The sequence below is a fragment of the Serratia sp. K1WW1 genome, assembly GCF_055790865.1.
This window is the reverse complement of sequence record NZ_CM147697.1, coordinates 5,857,253-5,874,377: the sequence shown is the minus strand read 5'-3', so window position 1 is coordinate 5,874,377 and position 17,125 is coordinate 5,857,253. Positions and strand designations below refer to the sequence as shown.

Annotated in this window: 15 protein-coding genes; 4 read left to right on the top strand and 11 right to left on the bottom strand. The window is 56.2% G+C overall.

Going from position 1 to position 17,125, the window contains the following annotated elements; all coding sequences use genetic code 11:
* Window positions 1–7: 7 nt before the first annotated feature.
* The 3 genes from ACX9GU_RS26715 to rfaQ are packed head-to-tail and all read right to left on the bottom strand — an operon-like array spanning window position 8 to window position 3,312.
* Window positions 8–1,105 carry a glycosyltransferase gene (locus tag ACX9GU_RS26715; protein ID WP_473193415.1) on the bottom strand — a complete coding sequence of 366 codons (1,098 nt, stop codon included), beginning with the start codon at window positions 1,103–1,105 and terminating at the stop codon, window positions 8–10.
* A 3-nt stretch (window positions 1,106–1,108) separates the two neighbouring features.
* Window positions 1,109–2,236, bottom strand: coding sequence for a glycosyltransferase family 4 protein (locus ACX9GU_RS26710; RefSeq protein WP_473193414.1), 1,128 nt, complete (start codon window positions 2,234–2,236; stop codon window positions 1,109–1,111).
* Complete coding sequence (rfaQ, locus tag ACX9GU_RS26705; RefSeq protein WP_473193413.1) at window positions 2,233–3,312, bottom strand: putative lipopolysaccharide heptosyltransferase III; 1,080 nt, start codon at window positions 3,310–3,312, stop codon at window positions 2,233–2,235. Before rfaQ ends, ACX9GU_RS26710 begins: the two co-directional genes overlap by 4 nt.
* 215 nt (window positions 3,313–3,527) lie before the next feature.
* Here rfaQ and ACX9GU_RS26700 point away from each other — a divergent pair, with 215 nt between their 5' ends.
* Window positions 3,528–4,484 carry a polysaccharide deacetylase family protein gene (locus ACX9GU_RS26700; RefSeq protein ID WP_473193412.1) on the top strand — a complete coding sequence of 319 codons (957 nt, stop codon included), beginning with the start codon at window positions 3,528–3,530 and terminating at the stop codon, window positions 4,482–4,484.
* Window position 4,485: 1 nt separating this feature from the next.
* Window positions 4,486–5,580 (top strand): glycosyltransferase family 9 protein, encoded by a 1,095-nt coding sequence (locus ACX9GU_RS26695; protein WP_473193411.1) that lies wholly within the window; start codon window positions 4,486–4,488, stop codon window positions 5,578–5,580.
* Window positions 5,581–5,596: 16 nt separating this feature from the next.
* Here the strand turns inward: ACX9GU_RS26695 and ACX9GU_RS26690 are convergent, their stop codons facing one another.
* The 6 genes from ACX9GU_RS26690 to rfaD are packed head-to-tail and all read right to left on the bottom strand — an operon-like array spanning window position 5,597 to window position 11,975.
* Window positions 5,597–6,586, bottom strand: a complete 990-nt coding sequence (locus ACX9GU_RS26690; RefSeq protein WP_473193410.1) for a glycosyltransferase — start codon at window positions 6,584–6,586, stop codon at window positions 5,597–5,599.
* Complete coding sequence (locus ACX9GU_RS26685; RefSeq protein ID WP_473193409.1) at window positions 6,583–7,815, bottom strand: O-antigen ligase family protein; 1,233 nt, start codon at window positions 7,813–7,815, stop codon at window positions 6,583–6,585. Before ACX9GU_RS26685 ends, ACX9GU_RS26690 begins: the two co-directional genes overlap by 4 nt.
* Window positions 7,816–7,843: 28 nt before the next feature.
* A complete protein-coding gene (locus ACX9GU_RS26680; protein ID WP_473193408.1) occupies window positions 7,844–9,007 on the bottom strand; it encodes a glycosyltransferase in 1,164 nt (387 codons plus the stop codon).
* Window positions 9,004–9,969: a lipopolysaccharide heptosyltransferase RfaC gene (gene rfaC / locus ACX9GU_RS26675; protein ID WP_473193407.1), complete on the bottom strand. Its 966-nt coding sequence runs from the start codon at window positions 9,967–9,969 to the stop codon at window positions 9,004–9,006. Before rfaC ends, ACX9GU_RS26680 begins: the two co-directional genes overlap by 4 nt.
* Before the next feature lie 2 nt (window positions 9,970–9,971).
* Window positions 9,972–11,018, bottom strand: a complete 1,047-nt coding sequence (rfaF, locus tag ACX9GU_RS26670; protein ID WP_071683750.1) for an ADP-heptose--LPS heptosyltransferase RfaF — start codon at window positions 11,016–11,018, stop codon at window positions 9,972–9,974.
* A gap of 24 nt (window positions 11,019–11,042) precedes the next feature.
* Window positions 11,043–11,975 carry an ADP-glyceromanno-heptose 6-epimerase gene (gene rfaD / locus ACX9GU_RS26665; RefSeq protein WP_473193406.1) on the bottom strand — a complete coding sequence of 311 codons (933 nt, stop codon included), beginning with the start codon at window positions 11,973–11,975 and terminating at the stop codon, window positions 11,043–11,045.
* 240 nt (window positions 11,976–12,215) lie between these two features.
* Between rfaD and kbl the strand changes: the two genes are divergently transcribed.
* Complete coding sequence (gene kbl, locus ACX9GU_RS26660; protein WP_368438833.1) at window positions 12,216–13,412, top strand: glycine C-acetyltransferase; 1,197 nt, start codon at window positions 12,216–12,218, stop codon at window positions 13,410–13,412.
* A gap of 9 nt (window positions 13,413–13,421) precedes the next feature.
* Complete coding sequence (tdh, locus tag ACX9GU_RS26655) at window positions 13,422–14,447, top strand: L-threonine 3-dehydrogenase (RefSeq protein WP_021181859.1); 1,026 nt, start codon at window positions 13,422–13,424, stop codon at window positions 14,445–14,447.
* Window positions 14,448–14,837: 390 nt separating this feature from the next.
* On the opposite strand, the gene ACX9GU_RS26650 is transcribed toward tdh, so the two are convergent.
* A complete protein-coding gene (locus tag ACX9GU_RS26650) occupies window positions 14,838–15,788 on the bottom strand; it encodes a divergent polysaccharide deacetylase family protein (protein WP_473193405.1) in 951 nt (316 codons plus the stop codon).
* A 2-nt stretch (window positions 15,789–15,790) separates the two neighbouring features.
* Window positions 15,791–17,125 (bottom strand): murein hydrolase activator EnvC, encoded by a 1,335-nt coding sequence (gene envC, locus ACX9GU_RS26645; RefSeq protein ID WP_473193404.1) that lies wholly within the window; start codon window positions 17,123–17,125, stop codon window positions 15,791–15,793.

Here is a 17,125-nt window from a genome sequence, read left to right as displayed (position 1 = left end):
CCTGGACTTATTTCTTTAACGCCAGATACTGTTGGCAAATAGGCTCCAGGCCATAGCTCAGCAGCTGCTGGTGATTAATGACCGGCGGATGAGCATAAATCTCTGCCATTTTCTCCGCCAGTGAGGCTTCATTTAATTCCGCTAGCGCACGGGTTAACCCCGCTTTTTCCAGAATTTCCTCAGGCCCGCCAGGGCAACGAGTGCTGACGACCGGCGTATCGCACAGCAAGGCTTCAACCAGCACGTTACCGAACCCCTCACTGTCTGAACTGAGCACCAGCATCGCGGCGTGTTTGATCAGGGGATAGGGATTGGCCTGAAAACCGAGGAACAGCACGCGATCGCTAATGTTTAACTCTGTGGCAAGGCGTTTGGTCTCGTTGATTTGCGCTTCATTACCGGCGCCCACCAGCGCCAAAGGGGCCTGGATACCAGACAGTGCGTAGGCTTTCAGCAAGCGGTCGTGGCGTTTATGTGGATGAAAACGACCTACGTGCACCAGATAGTCTTTGCCTGCCAGCCCACAAGGCTCTGCCGCCTGCTGTTCGATGGCGGCGATATCGAACGGGTTGTTGATCACCGCCAGCCGGTTAGGAGCAATCCCCAGATTTTGCTGGAGATCGTTGCCCACCGCCTGTGAGACGGCAACGATATTCTGCCGTTGGTAGACACCCGCGACCTTGCGGCTTTTCAGCCAGCGATCGAGGCCGGTACGGTGACCGAGGTAGGAGGTGGACAGAATGCCGTGAATGCAGAACCACAGCCGGGTGCTGTCCAGCACTTTGCTATGGCTGACGATACGATCGGTCTTGTGCAGGTTGGAGAACACCAGGTCGTAACGGCCGTGCTGCTGCTCGTTGGCGGCAACCGCCCGATCCAACATCGCGGCGCGGCGTGCCAGCTCGGTCAGCTTACGCCATGGCGATCGGCAGTTGTCGCTGAGCACCTGATAATCAATGCCGGTGGGGATCGGGTAGTTGCAGACGTCCCGCAATGAGATCAGGCTGACATTATGCCCCAACTGCTGCATGCCCTGGCACAGGGTCAGCACCACCTTTTCTGCTCCGCCGCCCGGCAGGCCGTCGATAATCATCAGAATACGCATAAGTTAGTCCAGCAGTCGGTTATACAACGATATGAGCTGTTCTGAGAGGTGTGCTGGCGTGGCCGACATGATACGCAGCCGCGCCGCCTCTCCCATGCTCGATCCCAAGGCTTGCCGTGGCAGTGCACCGATAGCATCGGTGAGGGCGCTGACGTCCAATGCATCACAGACAAAGCCGTTTTGCCCAGGAGTGATGAACTCAGCGCCACCGCAGGTGGTGCTGGTGATCACCGGGAGCCCGCATGACAAGGCTTCCAAAATCACATTGGGGAACGGATCGTACAACGTTGGCAGCAACAGGGCGTCTGCGGCCTGATAGAACGGCAGCGTCTGTTTCTGCACGCCCATGAAGCGCACCCGGTCACCACAACCCAGCTTTTGTGCCAGTGAGCGGTAACGTTTTTCTGCTTTATCTTTACCCACCACCAATAGGTAGCTGTCGGTGGCGGCTACGGCGCGAATTGCGGCTGCCAACCCTTTACGTTCGAAGCCTGAACCGACAAAGATCAGACAGTGCGCCTGTTGCGGGATCTGATACTGCGCCCGCAACTGTTGCCGCTGCTGCTCATTCGCCGGTAAAAATTTCTGATTGTCGATGGCATTGTAGATCACCGTGATTTTATCGGCCGGCACGCCGAAATCGGCGATGATTTCCCGTTTGATCATCTCGGCGTTGCAGATCACCGCTTTCAGCTCTGGCGCGGCATACATGGCGCGTTCGGCACACATCACATAGCGGTGATAGCGGTTGGAGAACAGCCATTTGCGCCGCCACTCCGGCAGCAGGCGTGCCCGTTGCAGCAGCCAGCGGCGATGGACGCCGTCACCGGCGCGATAGATATCACAGCCGGGGATGCGTTCATGGCTTTGTACCAGATCGAAGCTCTCTTTCTGCCACAGGGCCCGAGCCGCTTCGGCAAAACCGCGTTCGCGGCTGATGCGCCCGAACTTCATCGGGTTGCACAGGTGGATGTGCCAGTTCGGGTTAACGTCCCCCTGCCATTCGCGGGTGATGACGTTCAGATCCAGATCTTGTTGTTCCAGCGCCTCCAGGGCACGGGAAACGAAACGTTCTGCCCCGCCGTCCGGGCGGTATTTTTGGCGGACAATCGCCAGGCGAAATGCTTTCATGCAAGCGTGCTCCGCGCGGCTGCAATCACCACGTCTGTAGGAATAAGGTCCAGGTAGCGCTCATCGGTGCCGGTATTGATGGCATCCGGGTCCGGCAGGCTGCCGTAGTCCCCGGCCCAAATCACCTGGCCGATAACCTGCCAGGGGCGCCAGAATACCAGCTTGGATGGCCCGAACAGCGCCACGCAGGGCGTCTGTAATGCCGCCGCCATATGCATGGGGACAGAGTCTACCCCGATAAAAAGTTTGGCATGGTCGATCAACGCCGCCAACTGACGCAAGGTCAACTGCCCGGCCAGAGAAACCACCCCTTGCTGTGGGCACTGTTTCAGTATTTGCGCCACCATGTCCTGCTCTTTGGCATCCGGCCCTGAGGTGATCACCAACTGGTGCCCTTCGGCCTGCAATGCGCTGATGGTGGCCGCCATTTTTTCTTCGCTCCAGCATTTAAAGAACCAGCGCGACGTGGGTTGTACCACGATATAGCTGCCGGTGACGCCATTTTGTTGCAAAAGCTGGAGGCTGGCCTGCCAATCTTGTGGGTTGTAGCTCATGGTGACCTGCTGGTTTTGCTCAGGTAAACCCAGCGGTTGCAACAGCGAGAGGTTTTGTTCAACGGTATGCAGATGCTCGTGCCCGGCTACCGGCACCAACTGAGTGTGGCAGTAACGCCACAGGAAGCCACGGCGTTTGGGGAAATCGAACCCCAGACGAATGCGGGCACCGGAGAGGCGAGTAATCAACGCGCTGCGCCACTGGTCGGCCAGGTTGACCACCAGATCGTAGCGTTGTGCCTGCAACTGACGGATCAGATGCAGTTCGTGGCCCAAGTGTGCCTTGGTGCCCTGCTTTTTCCACTGGCGATCGATGACAAAGATTTGCGACAGCGCCGGGTTGCTCGCCAACATCTCCTGCGTTTCTTTGTACAGCAGGATGTCGATTTGAGCATCGGGATAGTTCTGCCTCAGCGTATTGATGACCGGAGTGGTCAGCAGCATATCGCCATGATGGCGCAGCTTGACGATCAGAATACGCTGTATGGGCGTGGCAGAAACAGGGGCTGGCGCGTCGTTCATAGTCAGTCGCTTTCAGGGAAACCAATCTTTGATTCTAAATGACCCGGTTGCATGTGGCTACTGTTGCTCGGTTTTCTTGCCTGCACAGAAAAAAATAGTGGCATAGAGTGACAATTACGGCTCAATGTTGTCCAAACGAGGCGATAAAGTCGTTTGCCCTGAGGAATGGGGCTGCGTAACATAATGTAAATCTGTGACTATCAGGTTCCCAATGTATGACTAAACCGGCGTTTCTTATCACGATTGATACCGAAGGCGATAATCTGTGGCAAAACCACGATCGCATTTCGACCGAGAACACGCGTTTTTTGCCGCGCTTTCAGGCGCTGTGTGAAAAATATGCCTGCAAGCCGGTTTATCTGACCAACTATGAAATGGCGGTGGACACACAGTACGTTGAATTTGCCCGCGACGTGATAGCACGCGGCACCGGCGAAGTGGGCATGCACCTGCACGCCTGGAACAGCCCACCGCTGACGCCGCTCACCGATGATGACTGGCGGCATAAACCCTATCTGATCGAATACCCGGCCGACCAAATTCGCGCCAAGGTCGATCATATGACCAAGCTGCTGGAAGATACCTTCCAGACCAAGATGCTCAGCCACCGTGCCGGGCGCTGGGCGTTTAATGAGTTTTATGCCTCATTGCTGCTGGAATATGGCTATCAGGTCGATTGTTCCGTCACTCCGCGCGTTAACTGGCAGTATTCGCCCGGCAATCCGCAGGGCAACGGCGGGACCGACTATCGCCATTTCCCCTCGCAGGCCTATTTTATCGATCCGGCCAATATCGCCCAACCCGGTAATTCCAAGCTGTTGGAAGTGCCAATGAGCATTCAGTATAAACATTCGGCGCTGATGAATGCGGTGAAGCAGGGCTATGACCGCCTGCGGGGTAAAAAGCGTTCGCCGTCGGTACATTGGCTGCGTCCCTCCGGTAACAATCTGGACAAGATGAAGCTGGTGGTCGAACGCTCTCTGGCACAGGGACACGATTACGTCGAATTTATGCTGCACTCCTCCGAATTTATGCCGGGAGGCAGCCCGACGTTCAAGACCGAGCAGGATATTGACGCGTTATATCGCGATTTGGAGCAGCTGTTTGCCTGGTTGCAACAGCGCACGGTCGGCATGACCTTGGCTGAATACTATCAACTTAAAGTGAACTAACATGTCGAAAAAATGGAAAATCAAGGCCGCTGACTGGTTCTTGCGGCGCTACACGGCAAAGCACGGCCGTTTCCAGCCACCTGCGACTTTCGACAGCCGCCTCCAGTTCGAGAATATCGTGATTTATTCTACGACGGCGCTGGGGGACTTTATGTTCAACACCCCGGTGTTAAGAGCGATGCGTGAGCACTACCCGGATGCACATATCACGCTGGTCGTGCATGAAAAGAATAGGGAGCTGGTAGAGAACGGCCGCTATTACGATCGCGTAGTCTACTGGAATAGCAAAATAAAGACCCTGGGGCCGCTGTTGAAATCGTTGCGTGAGCATCAGCCTGATTTGGCGCTGATCATGCATTCACATCTGCCCTATGACATTATCAGCGCCATTATGGCCGGGGCTAAATATGTCATCCGGGATAACTATAGTTCGGGGATCTGTGGGCTGGAGCCTTGGTTGACCAACTACGTATTCCATTATTACGGCCACTTTATCCGCCGTAAGCTGGAGTTGGTTTCTATTCTGGGCTGCCGCAGCGACGATCCGACCATGGAAATCCCGGCCCCTTATACGCCAGGTATTAAAAATCCTGATTTCTGCACCATTGGTTTCCAGCTGGGCGCTTCAACAGAATCACGCTGCTGGCCGGTGGGGCACTTTGCCAAACTGGCGGATATGCTGGTTGCTCGCTATGACAACATGCGCTTCGTGCTGATCGGCGCGCCGATGGAAGAAGGAAAAGCCCAGCAGTTCCAGCGGCTGATCAATGCCAATACCCAGGCCTGCGTTGACAACCAGATCGGCAAGACCGGGCTGCAAGGAGCGCTGACGCTGATCAGCAGCCTCGATGTGTTGGTGACCGGAGATACCGGGCCGCTTCATCTGGCGGTGGCCCTGAAAACCAAGACCATCAGCCTGTTTGTCACCGCCGACCCGCGCTCAACCGGGCCGATCCAGGATCACCAACTGCACCGTATCATTCATCAGTCACGCACGGGCTACACCATGCCATTGGAAGCGGAAGGCCCGGTGGGTGTCATACAACCGCAGCGGGTTTTTGATGAGATCGTGGCTCACGTACCGCTGAATCCTTGAGAAAAAAACGCATCGGTTACCCGGTGCGTTTCTTCAGCCAGCGACGGATTTTAGACAGGCAGCTATCCACGCGCGCGAAACGCATCTGGCGCACTTTCTTGTGCGGAACGTCGCTGTTGCTACACAGGGCCGCCGTTTGGCGCAGGATCGCCAGGGTTTCCGGCGGGTAGCGATAATAGCCGTAGACCGCCTTCGACATGGCCTTTAACTCCGAGAAAGCGTTGGCGAGCATCAGGGCGGCCAGCTGCCGCAGCGGTTCATCACCGCGATGAGCGTCCACGAAGCGCAGCATCTTCTGCATGGCAAACAGCATATCTTCACTATCTTTCGCCCGGATGTTGCGGGTAATCCCACGGTCATTATCCCGATATAAGTAGAGCGGGTGGTCGAGATGAGCGATGTGGCGGGTTTTGAAATACTGGAACGGCGTGAAGATAACGTCTTCATAGCGGCGGCCGTTTTCGAAGGTTTCCCCAGCCAGCAGCGTACGCCGGTAAATCCGGCTCCAGACGTGCCACATTGAGTGTTCAAACAGCGGCTTCAGACTGGCCAGGCCGTGCTGTTCGAAATCGTAGCTACGGTAGCGTATCTCGCTATTGGCGGGCACTGCTGGCGGGTTTCCAGAGAATTTCTGATAGTTGAAATCAATCAGGTCATCTCTGCCCGTGAGTAACAGCGGGCGCAGGATCGCCAGATAGTCGCTGCTCAGCAAGTCATCGCCGTCCAGGAATGCGACGTAGCGTCCGCTGACGTGTTGCAAACCGACGTTACGGGCGTGGGCAACGCCGCCGTTTGCCTGAGTAATGAATTTGCTATGCGGGTGCTGTCTTGCCGCCAGGAATTGGCTCACCAGGGCCGCAGACGCATCGCTTGAGCCATCATCGATAATCACCACTTCAATATCATCGCCGATCTGATCGTATAACGAACTCAGGCTGGCGATGACAAAGTCTTCATTGTTGTAAATCGGCACAATAAAGCTGAGCAGCAGCGGTGACGAACTCATACCGACGGTTCCTGACGCTTTTTCACCGACAGCACGCTGGCGATGATGGCCAGGCAGAAGACTGCCGTGCCTTCGGTACTGAAGAAGATAACGTCGCTAAGCCCGTAGACAAACAGGCTGAAGGTTACCCCCAGCAACAGCGCATTGCGATACGGCTTAAATGAGGAGATGAATAGGCCGATGTAGAGCGCCAGTAAAAACAAACTTCCCCATAGGCCTTTGAGCGAATAGGTTTCCAGCAGTTCGTTATGCAGATGCACGTTGATGTAAGGCGTTACCCCGTACAACCGCGGCTCCTGCGCAACGATGGCGCGGATTTCTTCCCCACGCTGTTCGGCAGATTGTCCCAATGGCGCAAGCGAGCCGGTGCGTATGGCGATGACCTGCATCGTCAGGCGGGAAATAATCGAGTTATCCACTTCGGGCTGGTCGATCATTTGCAGATTGGTTTTGAAATCGGCAACGCGCTGTTCGATCTGTGACTTAAAGGCGAAGCCGCAGGCTAATAGCAATAAAGGCACCGAGGCGACCAGCTGGATCTTATGCTTGCGGGTCACCAGATCTTTGGTTGCCAACAGCGACAGGCAGATCGCAACGGGGTACACCAGTATGGCCGCCCGTGTTCCGGTGAGGATCAGAGTGGAGAAGGTGAGCAAGAAGCCAACCACGTACAGCGGGATGCGATACTTGGTCCGCAGCATCAGTATTGCCTTCATCATGACCAGGCTGATGGCGGTCATCAGGTAGGCAACGACGGTGGCGCGGTCGAAGTTAAGCTCCACGCGCGAGATATCTAACTGCAGGCCCTGATAAAGCGCATAACCATTGACGGCCAAGCCGCAAGCCAACGCCACGACAATAAAGGCGCGTTGCATGCAAAGACGTTCGTTCAGCGCGATCAGTAAAATAAACGCAGTAGCAATCTGCAGCTTACCGGTCGACATATACGAGCGGTAAATATTGATGTATTCGCCGGGCTGCTTGAAATGGTTCATCCAGAAAATCGTCCCCATGCCCACGCAGAAAAACAGCAGCGGCAGGATCAGGTTTCTTTTGTTTTTCAGGAAGTACCTTAAGTGCAGGCAAACGGCAATAAAGGAGATATAGCTGGAGACATAAAACAGGTTACGCCCCGTGTCGAAGCCGAAAGGGATGGTACAAAAGGCAATGGCGCATCCCAGATAGATCAGGTAGCTGAAAATGGGGTGCGGGGCAGTTTCTTTAAACATGGAGTAAGGTTTCCGGCTCACATTACGGTTAGGCAATAAAGGATTGCAGCGTGTCGTCGAATTCTGTTTTGAACAGAGCATAGCTGAAATGTTGAGCGGGGTAGTGCCGGGCATTCTGGCTCATCTGGTTATAGGTTTCCGCCACCAGCAGTTTCTCTACCGCATCCGCACAATCGATATGCGACAACAGCTTCGGCGTGACCAGGCTGTCGGAGAGGGGATCGTAAACCTCGTGCGGGAAATCGACCTTGATGCCGGTTAACCGCTGGTGTTCTTCAATGGACACCGTCGGCGTCAAGCCAATGCCGCAGTAGCCGTCTTTCACCGCTTCCGGCTGGCCGTCTACCATGGGGAAGATCACCGGTACGCCAAAATAGAGCGATTCCATGCAGGATAAGCCGAAGGGTTCGGTGATCGGCGTGCTCATATAGATTTGTGTACGGTTGAAAAAATCCGCCACGTTATCCTGAAACCCGCTGAAAACCACCCGCTCCCCGAGCTGCAGTTTGGCTGCCAGGGCTTCAAACGCTGCCCGATCCGGGCCTTTGCCCGCAATTTCCAGATAAACGTCGTGCCCACGGCGCAGTAGCTCCTGCATCATCAGCAGAGAAACGCTGATGCCTTTCAGGCTCACCAGGCGTGAGGCAGTCCCAATTCTGATCGGCTGTGCCAATGATTTAGGCGTCTCACCGATCCCGGTAGGCGTTTTGATGCGGTTGATCACCACCGGATTCGGGCAAGGCAGATTAAAACGCAGCTCCATCACCTGTTTTGAGGCATGGGAGGCAGAAATCACGCCGTCCAGCATGGCGAAGAAGCGCAACGTCTTGTGGTTTTTGGCGTAGCGCCATGAGCAGCCATGATCGTAATAGAGCAGTTTGCCACGCTTGGGTTTGGCCGCCAGCCCTGGGATCAGATCCCACACGATAATGACGTCGGCGTTTGCCCGCTCGATTTTTCTTTGCAGCAGGTATTTGCGCAAAAACTGTGGGCAACGCAGAGAGAGCGAATTGAAAAGCCGGTTGGCAAAGGTGACCTGCTGGTTCGGCATCTGTTGGCGGATCTCTTCGCCAACTTCGCTGCTGACGCAAATCACCTGGTTACTGCCGTCGTGGGTATCATTGATATACTGCAGGAACAGGCGCTCAACCCCGCCCATCTTGCCTAAATTGATAATATGCAGCTTTTTCATTCAATAACCTTTTGCAGTTCTGTCCAAACGGCGTCGGCGGTGAGGGTGGCCATGCTTTTTTCCGGCGAAATCAGTGAGTGCTGATTCTGCCCGTAACCGCCAATCAACCCCGGATCGGTCGGGCCGAACAGGGTGATATTCGGGCGATCCAGCGCGGCGGTCAGGTGGCTTAGCCCGGTATCGACCGACACTACGGCTTTTGCCCCAGCCAGCACTTCGGCAACCTGTTGCAGGCTGAGCTTGGGCAACACTTCAACGTGTTCAAACCCTTCTGCCAGCCGTAAAGCACGTTGGCGTTCGTGCTCAGCCCCCCAAGGCAGCTTGATCTTTATTCCGCTCGGAGCGATCAGCGCAATCAGTTCGCGCCAGTTTGCCTCCGGCCAGTGTTTTTCATCCCGCGTAGTGGCATGCAGGAAAACCAGATATTGCCCGGCATCGACGGGTGGTTGGCTTAGAAAACGAGCGGCAATGGCGTAATCACCCGTGCTCTGCGGCTTTGCATACCCCAGGCTCTTGGCGAACAGCTCGCGAATGCGTTCCACCGCATGCTGCTGCTTGTCGATCTCATGGCGATGATTATAGAACCAACTGGCAAAAGGCTCGCGGACGCTTTTGCAGTCCAGGCCGTGTTTGCTGCCGTGCGCGATGCGCGTCACCAACGCCGCGCTCTTGATCAGGCCCTGTGCATCGATCACGATGTCATAGTCGCGCTCCTGCACCTGGCGCTTGAAATCGCAGCGCTGTTGGCGTGTTTCACTGCCGAACCAGTTTTTACGCCAGCGGCGGATGGCCACCGGGATCACGCGATCCACCGCCGGATGCCAGGTAGGGATCTGGCTGAACCCCTCTTCCACTACCCAATCGAAGCGGATACCGGGGATGGCCTGCATTGCGTCGGTCAAGGCTGGCAGCGTATGGAGCACATCCCCCATCGAAGAGGTCTTTACGATCAGCACCTGCATGATTATTCCTCGCTGGCGGCTAATAACGGCGTCAGCGCGTCTAACACCTGCTGTGGCTGGATGTCGATCAGGCTCTGGTGATAGCCCTGGTCGGCATCGCCTTTGCGTACCTTGTGATAACCACTGATCAGGCGGATCACCTTGGCCTGATGGGACAGCGGCGGCGTGAAGTCTGGGCTGCTTGGCCCGTACAAGGCTATCAGAGGTTTATTCAACGCTGCTGCAACGTGCATCAGGCCGGAATCGTTACTGACCACGGCCCGGCAAGAGGCCAACAGGATCACTGCCTGTTCGAGCTGGGTTTCCCCGGCCAGGTTGAAGCAGAAATCGCGAGACTTTTCTGCCAATGCGTCACGGATCTGCTCACCGGCCTCGTGGTCTTTGGCTGAGCCAAATAGGGCGATTTGATAGCCTGCGTCGATCAACATCTGTGCCAGCGTGGCGTAATGGTAATGCGGCCAGCGTTTGGCCGGGCCGAATTCGGCGCCTGGGCAAAAACCGATAATGGGCCGGTGATCGGTGAGATTAAACGCCGAAGTGGTTTCGGCAATCTCTTCGTCACTGACCTGCAACTGCGGCCAGAGTATCGGCTGCGGCAGGTCTTCGGCGCGCTGTATCCGCTGCTTGTCATAGGCCAGTGCGACGTAGCGCTGCACCATCAGCGGGAATGCTGCTTTATCCAGTACGCGGAGATCGTTGAGCAGGCCGTAGCGCATCTCGCCGCGCCAGCCAGTGCGCTGTGGCACGTTGGCGAAGAAGGGCACCAGGGCAGACTTGAATGAGTTGGGCAGCACATAGGCACGGTCATAGCCATTAGCGCGTAGCGCATGGCCAAGACGGCGGCGTTCGCCCAATGCCAGGGCACCGTGGCCCAGTGGCATTGCCAACGCCTGGTTGACTTCGGGCATCCGCGCCAGCAGAGGACGGCACCACGCAGGTGCCATCACATCGATTTCTGCCGACGGGTGCTCGGCCTTCAGGGTGCGGTAGAGACTTTGCGACATCATCATATCGCCAACCCACGAAGGGCCAATGACCAGTATTTTCATACCGTGAGTAACTTCCTTCAGCGCTTAAGCGGGACGATTCAACCAGGCCATGTATTCTTTCACGCCTTCGGCCACGGTTTTGAACGGTGCGTCATAACCGGCAGCGCGCAGCTTGGTTTGATCGGCCTGGGTGTAAGCCTGGTAGCGGCCTTTCAGCTTTTCCGGGAACTCAATGTATTCCACTGCGCCGGACTGATGATATTCCACCACCGCATCGGCCACCGCCTGGAAGGTTTCCGCACGGCCGGTACCGCAGTTGAAGATGCCGGATACGCCGTTCTTCCAGAACCACAGGTTGACCGCCGCCACGTCGCCGACGTAGATGAAGTCACGCTTGAAGTTTTCGCTGCCGGCGAACAGTTTTGGATTTTCGCCGCGGTTGATCTGGTTGTTCAGGTGGAATGCTACGCTGGCCATGCTGCCTTTATGGCCTTCACGCGGGCCGTAAACGTTGAAGTAACGGAAGCCACACACCTGCGAATCCGCTTCTGGCAAGATCTCGCGCACGTATTGGTCGAACAGGAATTTGGAGTAACCGTAAACGTTCAGCGGCTGCTCAAACTGACGCTCTTCGATAAAGTTATCGGTGCGGCCGCCGTAGGTGGCAGCGGAAGAGGCATACAGGAATGGGATCTGACGATCCAGGCAGTAATGCAGGATGTCTTTGGAATACTGATAGTTGTTATCCATCATGTATTTGCCATCCCACTCGGTGGTGGAGGAGCAGGCACCTTCGTGGAAAATGGCCTCGATGTCACCCAGATCGTCACCGGCCATGATGCTGGCGATAAAGTCTTCTTTATCGACATAGTCAGCGATATCAAGGTCGACCAGGTTAACGAATTTGGTGCCATCTTTCAGGTTATCCACCACCAGGATATCGCGATATCCGTTTTCATTCAGTGCCTTGATGATGTTGCTGCCAATCATGCCAGCGCCGCCAGTGACGATAATCATTGGGTTTACCCCTGTGTTCTTCCCGGTGGTGCACAATGCCCCACCCTATATGCTGCCTATAATAGCATTTCATGCCATTGGGAACATCGGTACGGCTCTTAATATCCCGTGCCGTTACATGATGCACCGGTTTGCCGTGATATCTGCTGCAATTTTCAGATTCTCTGCGGCGGAATGTCGTCAGTTTGCCGGCAAAGCAGTAAAATATGCCGAAAATGTCCCTATCCTGGAGATGACCGAATGTCTGCGTCTTTTTACCAGCAGCTGGAACAGCAGCTTGCTACCACTCGCGCCGAAGGGCTGTTTAAACAAGAGCGCATTATCACTTCTGCCCAGCAAGCCGATATCTCGGTGGCCGATGGTCGCCAGGTGATCAACTTCTGCGCCAATAACTATCTCGGGCTGGCTAACCACCCGGCGCTGATCGCGGCGGCAAAGGCCGGGATGGACAGCCATGGCTTCGGCATGGCGTCGGTGCGTTTTATCTGTGGTACACAGGATAGCCATAAGCAGCTGGAACAAAAGTTGGCCGATTTCCTGGGAATGGAAGATGCGATCCTCTACTCCTCTTGTTTTGACGCCAACGGTGGCCTGTTTGAAACCCTGCTGGGCCCGGAAGACGCCATTATTTCCGACGCGCTGAACCATGCCTCGATCATCGACGGCGTGCGCCTGTGCAAGGCCAAGCGCTACCGCTATGCCAACAACGATATGGGCCAACTGGCCGAGCAACTGCAGCAGGCCAAGGCAGACGGTGCGCGCCATATCATGATCGCCACCGACGGTGTGTTCTCCATGGACGGCGTGATCGCCAACCTGAAGGGCGTGTGCGATCTGGCGGACCAATACGATGCGCTGGTGATGGTCGATGACTCCCACGCGGTGGGTTTTGTCGGCGCCAACGGGCGTGGGACGCACGAATACTGCGAAGTGATGGACCGCGTCGATATCATCACCGGCACCTTGGGTAAGGCGCTGGGCGGCGCTTCCGGCGGCTATACCGCTGGCAAGAAAGAGGTGGTGGAGTGGCTGCGCCAGCGTTCACGCCCTTATCTGTTCTCCAACTCGCTGGCGCCGGCCATTGTGGCAGCCTCGATCAAGGTGTTGGAACTGCTCGAAGACGGGGACGCCCTGCGCGATCGCCTGTGGGCCAATGCCAGCCTGTTCCGCGAAAAAATGACCGCAGCGGGCTTTACGCTTGCCGGGGCCGATCACGCCATCATCCCGGTGATGTTGGGTGAAGCAAAACTGGCGCAGGATTTCGCCAACGCACTGCTTAAGGAAGGCATCTACGTTACTGGTTTCTTCTATCCGGTGGTGCCAAAAGGTCAGGCACGTATCCGCACCCAGATGTCTGCCGATCACTCACCGGAGCAGATTGAACGTGCCGTTGAGGCGTTTATCCGCATCGGTAAGACGCTTGGCGTTATTGCATAAGGTAATTCGATGAAAGCATTAGCAAAACTGAAAGCGGAAGAAGGTATTTGGATGACCGATGTGCCTCAGCCTGAGCTGGGCCACAACGATGTCATGATTAAGATCCGCAAAACCGCTATCTGCGGTACTGATGTGCATATCTATAACTGGGACGAATGGTCGCAGAAAACCATTCCGGTACCGATGGTCGTGGGCCACGAATATGTGGGTGAAGTGGTCGCCATCGGCCAGGAAGTCAAAGGTTTCAGCATCGGCGATCGCGTTTCTGGCGAAGGGCACATCACCTGTGGCCACTGCCGTAACTGCCGCGGTGGCCGTACGCATCTTTGCCGCAACACCACCGGCGTGGGCGTAAACCGCCCTGGTTCATTTGCCGAGTATCTGGTGATCCCGGCGTTTAACGCCTTCAAAATCCCGGACAATATCTCGGACGAGCTGGCCTCGATCTTCGACCCGTTTGGCAACGCCGTGCATACCGCGCTCTCCTTCGACCTGGTTGGGGAAGACGTGCTGGTATCTGGCGCAGGCCCGATCGGTATTATGGCCGCTGCGGTATGTAAACACGTTGGCGCACGCCACGTGGTGATCACCGACGTGAACGAATATCGTCTGGAGCTGGCGCGCAAGATGGGCGTGACCCGTGCGGTAAACGTCAGCAAAGAAAACCTGACGGACGTGATGGCCGAGTTGGGCATGACCGAAGGGTTTGACGTGGGCCTGGAGATGTCCGGCGCGCCACCGGCGTTCCGTTCGTTGCTCAATGCCATGAACCACGGCGGCCGTATTGCGATGCTGGGGATCCCACCTTCAGATATGTCGATTGACTGGACCCAGGTGATCTTCAAGGGGCTGTTTATCAAAGGGATCTACGGCCGCGAAATGTTCGAAACCTGGTACAAGATGGCGGCACTGATCCAATCCGGTCTGGATCTGACGCCGATCATCACCCACCGTTTCTCGATTGACGAGTTCCAGCAGGGCTTTGACGCCATGCGTTCCGGGCAGTCGGGGAAAGTGGTACTGAGCTGGGATTGATGTGATACCCCTCACACTAACCCTCTCCCAAAGGGAGAGGGGACCGATCTGCGTTTGTTGATACTCCCCACTCTTTCCGAAGCCGCGCAGGCTGATCGCGTTCGTTGGTACTTCCCATACGTTTCGAAGCCGCACAGGCTGATCGCGTTCGTTGGTACTCCCCATACTTTTCGAAGCCGCACAGGTTAACTCGCGACACTGGATCAGCTCCCTCTCCCAAAGGGGACCGATCTGCGTTTGTTGATACTCCCCACTCTTTCCGAAGCCGCGCAGGCTGATCGCGTTCGTTGGTACTTCCCATACTTTTCGAAGCCGCACAGGTTAACTCGCGACACTGGATCAGCTCCCTCTCCCTGTGGGAGAGGGTTGGGGTGAGGGGAATATGAGTAGTTACGGCTTGGTTGGCTCCGAACCTACCCAGTGCTGCCAATGGCGTTTGATCACCACCACGACCGGCGACTGTGCCACGCTTTCTGCAATGATGCCCAGCGCATGGCTGGCATTCACGCCTTCCTGCGGCAATTTAACTTTGCACTGCTTGATGCCACCGGTGAACGGATTTTTCGGCTGCGGTTTGTGTGGTTTGGCTGGCGGTACATAGCCGCTTCCGCTCTGCTGTGGTTCATTGAGCAGCGAGCTGGGTTTCACCAGCACGATGTCTGAAGGCAGCGTAGCCAGCATCTGTTGCAGCACTTTTACCGTTGCCGGGCGCGGGTGGCCGATGGCGATGGCCGATCCGTTGCGGCGCGCCAGCTCGACGGCACGATTAAACTGGCGGCGGATATCGTCCGGGTTGGCCGTATCGTCAAGGAACACCCTGCGTTTGATCACCTTCACGCCGGTGCCCGCCGCCGCATGCGTGGCTTGGCTGTTGCCGATGGTCATGCTGTCGAGAAAATAGAGATGGTAGCTTTCCAGCGCCTGCATGACCTTTTGCATGCCCGGCAGGCTGGAGGTCATGGCGCTGCCCATATGGTTGTTCATGCCCACCGCAAAAGGCACGTTATTCACCGCATTACGGATGATACGCTGCACTTCTTCACTGCTCATGGAGGGGTGTAAGGTATCGCGCTCCAGCGGCTGTTTGCTGAGCGGAGCCATAGGCATGTGGATTAGCACTTCACGGCCTTGGCTATGGGCTTTGGTGGCCATCAGATGGGCGTGAGGCGCATTGGGCAGCACGGCAACGGAGATCGCCGTCGGCATTTGCAGTACGGCGTTTTCTTCATGTGGACGATAGCCCACGTCATCGATCACGATAGAGAGCTTGCCTGCCTGTGCTGCGCTAACGAACAGCAGCGCACTCAACAACAGGGCAGTACGCGTTTTGCTATAGTACAAATCTATCTTCCCAACCACGGCTGTGGGTTAACGGCCTGACCCTGGCGACGGATTTCGAAATAGAGCGATGGCGTTCCCTGACCACCGCTGGTACCGACCAGAGCGATAGGCTGACCGGCACGCACCTGCGCTCCGACGCTAACCAAAGCGCTCTGGTTGTAGCCATACAGGCTCATATCGCCCTTACCGTGTTCGACCACGACCACCAAGCCATAGCCTTGCAGCCAGTCTGCCAGCAGTACGCGGCCATCGGCAATGGCTTTCACTTCGCTGCCTTCGGCCGCGGAGATCACCATGCCTTTCCAGCGTAACTCACCTTGCAGCTGTTCGCCAAAGCGATGCTCTATGCGGCCACGCACCGGCCATACGGCTTGCCCCGCAGGCTGGCCTAAACCGCCGGTTCGCGCCATCAGTGAACGCTCACCTTCGCTTGGCTTATAGCTGGTGCCGGTTTTCTTCGCCTGTTGTTCTTTGACTTTGACCTGCTCACGCACCTTGGCCGCTTCACGCGCTTCGCGTTCGGCGCGGGCGCGGGCTTCACGTTCGGCACGGGCGATCTGATCGCGCAGACGGGTTTCGTTCTGGCGCAGTTCCACCAGCCGCTGCTGATCTTTTTCCAACGAGGCTTCTAACGCGGTCAGGGTTTTTTTACGGGCGATGCGCGCCTGTTCCAGCTTTTGCTGCTGGGTTTGTTGCTCGCCAAGCAAGGATTTCTGCTGACCCTGTTTGGCCACCAGCGAGCTCTTTTGCTCTGCCAATTGCTTACGGGTTTGCTTGAGTTGTTCAATTGACTGCTGACGGGCTTCGTTCAGATAGCCGAAATAAGCCAGCATGCGCTCACTGCGCTGGGTTTCCTCACCGCTGAGCACCAATTGCAAGGCGCTGTGTTGCCCCTGGCGGAAGGCGGCATCGAGCTGTTTGGCGAGGATTTCCTGCTGAGTCGACTGCTGTGTTTGTAGCTTGGCGATGGAGGTGTTCAGCCCGGCAATGTCTTTGCCCAGTATGTCGAGCGTACCTTGGGTATCACGCAGCGAACGGCTGGCTTGCGCGATGGTCTTTTCCTGGAGTTTGAGCTGATCTTGCAGCGAACTGCGCTGTTGTTGCTGTTGTTTAACCGCTTTTTCTTTTTCCGCGATGCTCTGCTGAATATCTTTGAGCTGGGATTTGTTATCTTCCGCGGCGTTGCTGGTGAATGGCAACAGCAATGCGCCAGCGAAAAACACGCTGGCGCAGAATGTGGTTAACTTCCGTGGCGCGGAGCGTTCAGGCAGCGGTTGGCTGCCTGAGTTTGCGCTTCGGGTTACCCTTGATAGTGCAAAATTCGCCTTCTCCCTCAT

Excerpts from the sequence above, each read along its gene's own strand:
- ACX9GU_RS26715 (WP_473193415.1), bottom strand. The coding sequence starts at position 1,105 with ATGCGTATTCTGATGATTATCGACGGCCTGCCGGGCGGCGGAGCAGAA.
- ACX9GU_RS26710 (WP_473193414.1), bottom strand. The coding sequence starts at position 2,236 with ATGAAAGCATTTCGCCTGGCGATTGTCCGCCAAAAATACCGCCCGGAC.
- rfaQ (WP_473193413.1), bottom strand. The coding sequence starts at position 3,312 with ATGAACGACGCGCCAGCCCCTGTTTCTGCCACGCCCATACAGCGTATT.
- ACX9GU_RS26700 (WP_473193412.1), top strand. The coding sequence starts at position 3,528 with ATGACTAAACCGGCGTTTCTTATCACGATTGATACCGAAGGCGATAAT.
- ACX9GU_RS26695 (WP_473193411.1), top strand. The coding sequence starts at position 4,486 with ATGTCGAAAAAATGGAAAATCAAGGCCGCTGACTGGTTCTTGCGGCGC.
- ACX9GU_RS26690 (WP_473193410.1), bottom strand. The coding sequence starts at position 6,586 with ATGAGTTCGTCACCGCTGCTGCTCAGCTTTATTGTGCCGATTTACAAC.
- ACX9GU_RS26685 (WP_473193409.1), bottom strand. The coding sequence starts at position 7,815 with ATGTTTAAAGAAACTGCCCCGCACCCCATTTTCAGCTACCTGATCTAT.
- ACX9GU_RS26680 (WP_473193408.1), bottom strand. The coding sequence starts at position 9,007 with ATGAAAAAGCTGCATATTATCAATTTAGGCAAGATGGGCGGGGTTGAG.
- rfaC (WP_473193407.1), bottom strand. The coding sequence starts at position 9,969 with ATGCAGGTGCTGATCGTAAAGACCTCTTCGATGGGGGATGTGCTCCAT.
- rfaF (WP_071683750.1), bottom strand. The coding sequence starts at position 11,018 with ATGAAAATACTGGTCATTGGCCCTTCGTGGGTTGGCGATATGATGATG.
- rfaD (WP_473193406.1), bottom strand. The coding sequence starts at position 11,975 with ATGATTATCGTCACTGGCGGCGCTGGCATGATTGGCAGCAACATCATC.
- kbl (WP_368438833.1), top strand. The coding sequence starts at position 12,216 with ATGTCTGCGTCTTTTTACCAGCAGCTGGAACAGCAGCTTGCTACCACT.
- tdh (WP_021181859.1), top strand. The coding sequence starts at position 13,422 with ATGAAAGCATTAGCAAAACTGAAAGCGGAAGAAGGTATTTGGATGACC.
- envC (WP_473193404.1), bottom strand. The coding sequence starts at position 17,125 with ATGAGGGAGAAGGCGAATTTTGCACTATCAAGGGTAACCCGAAGCGCA.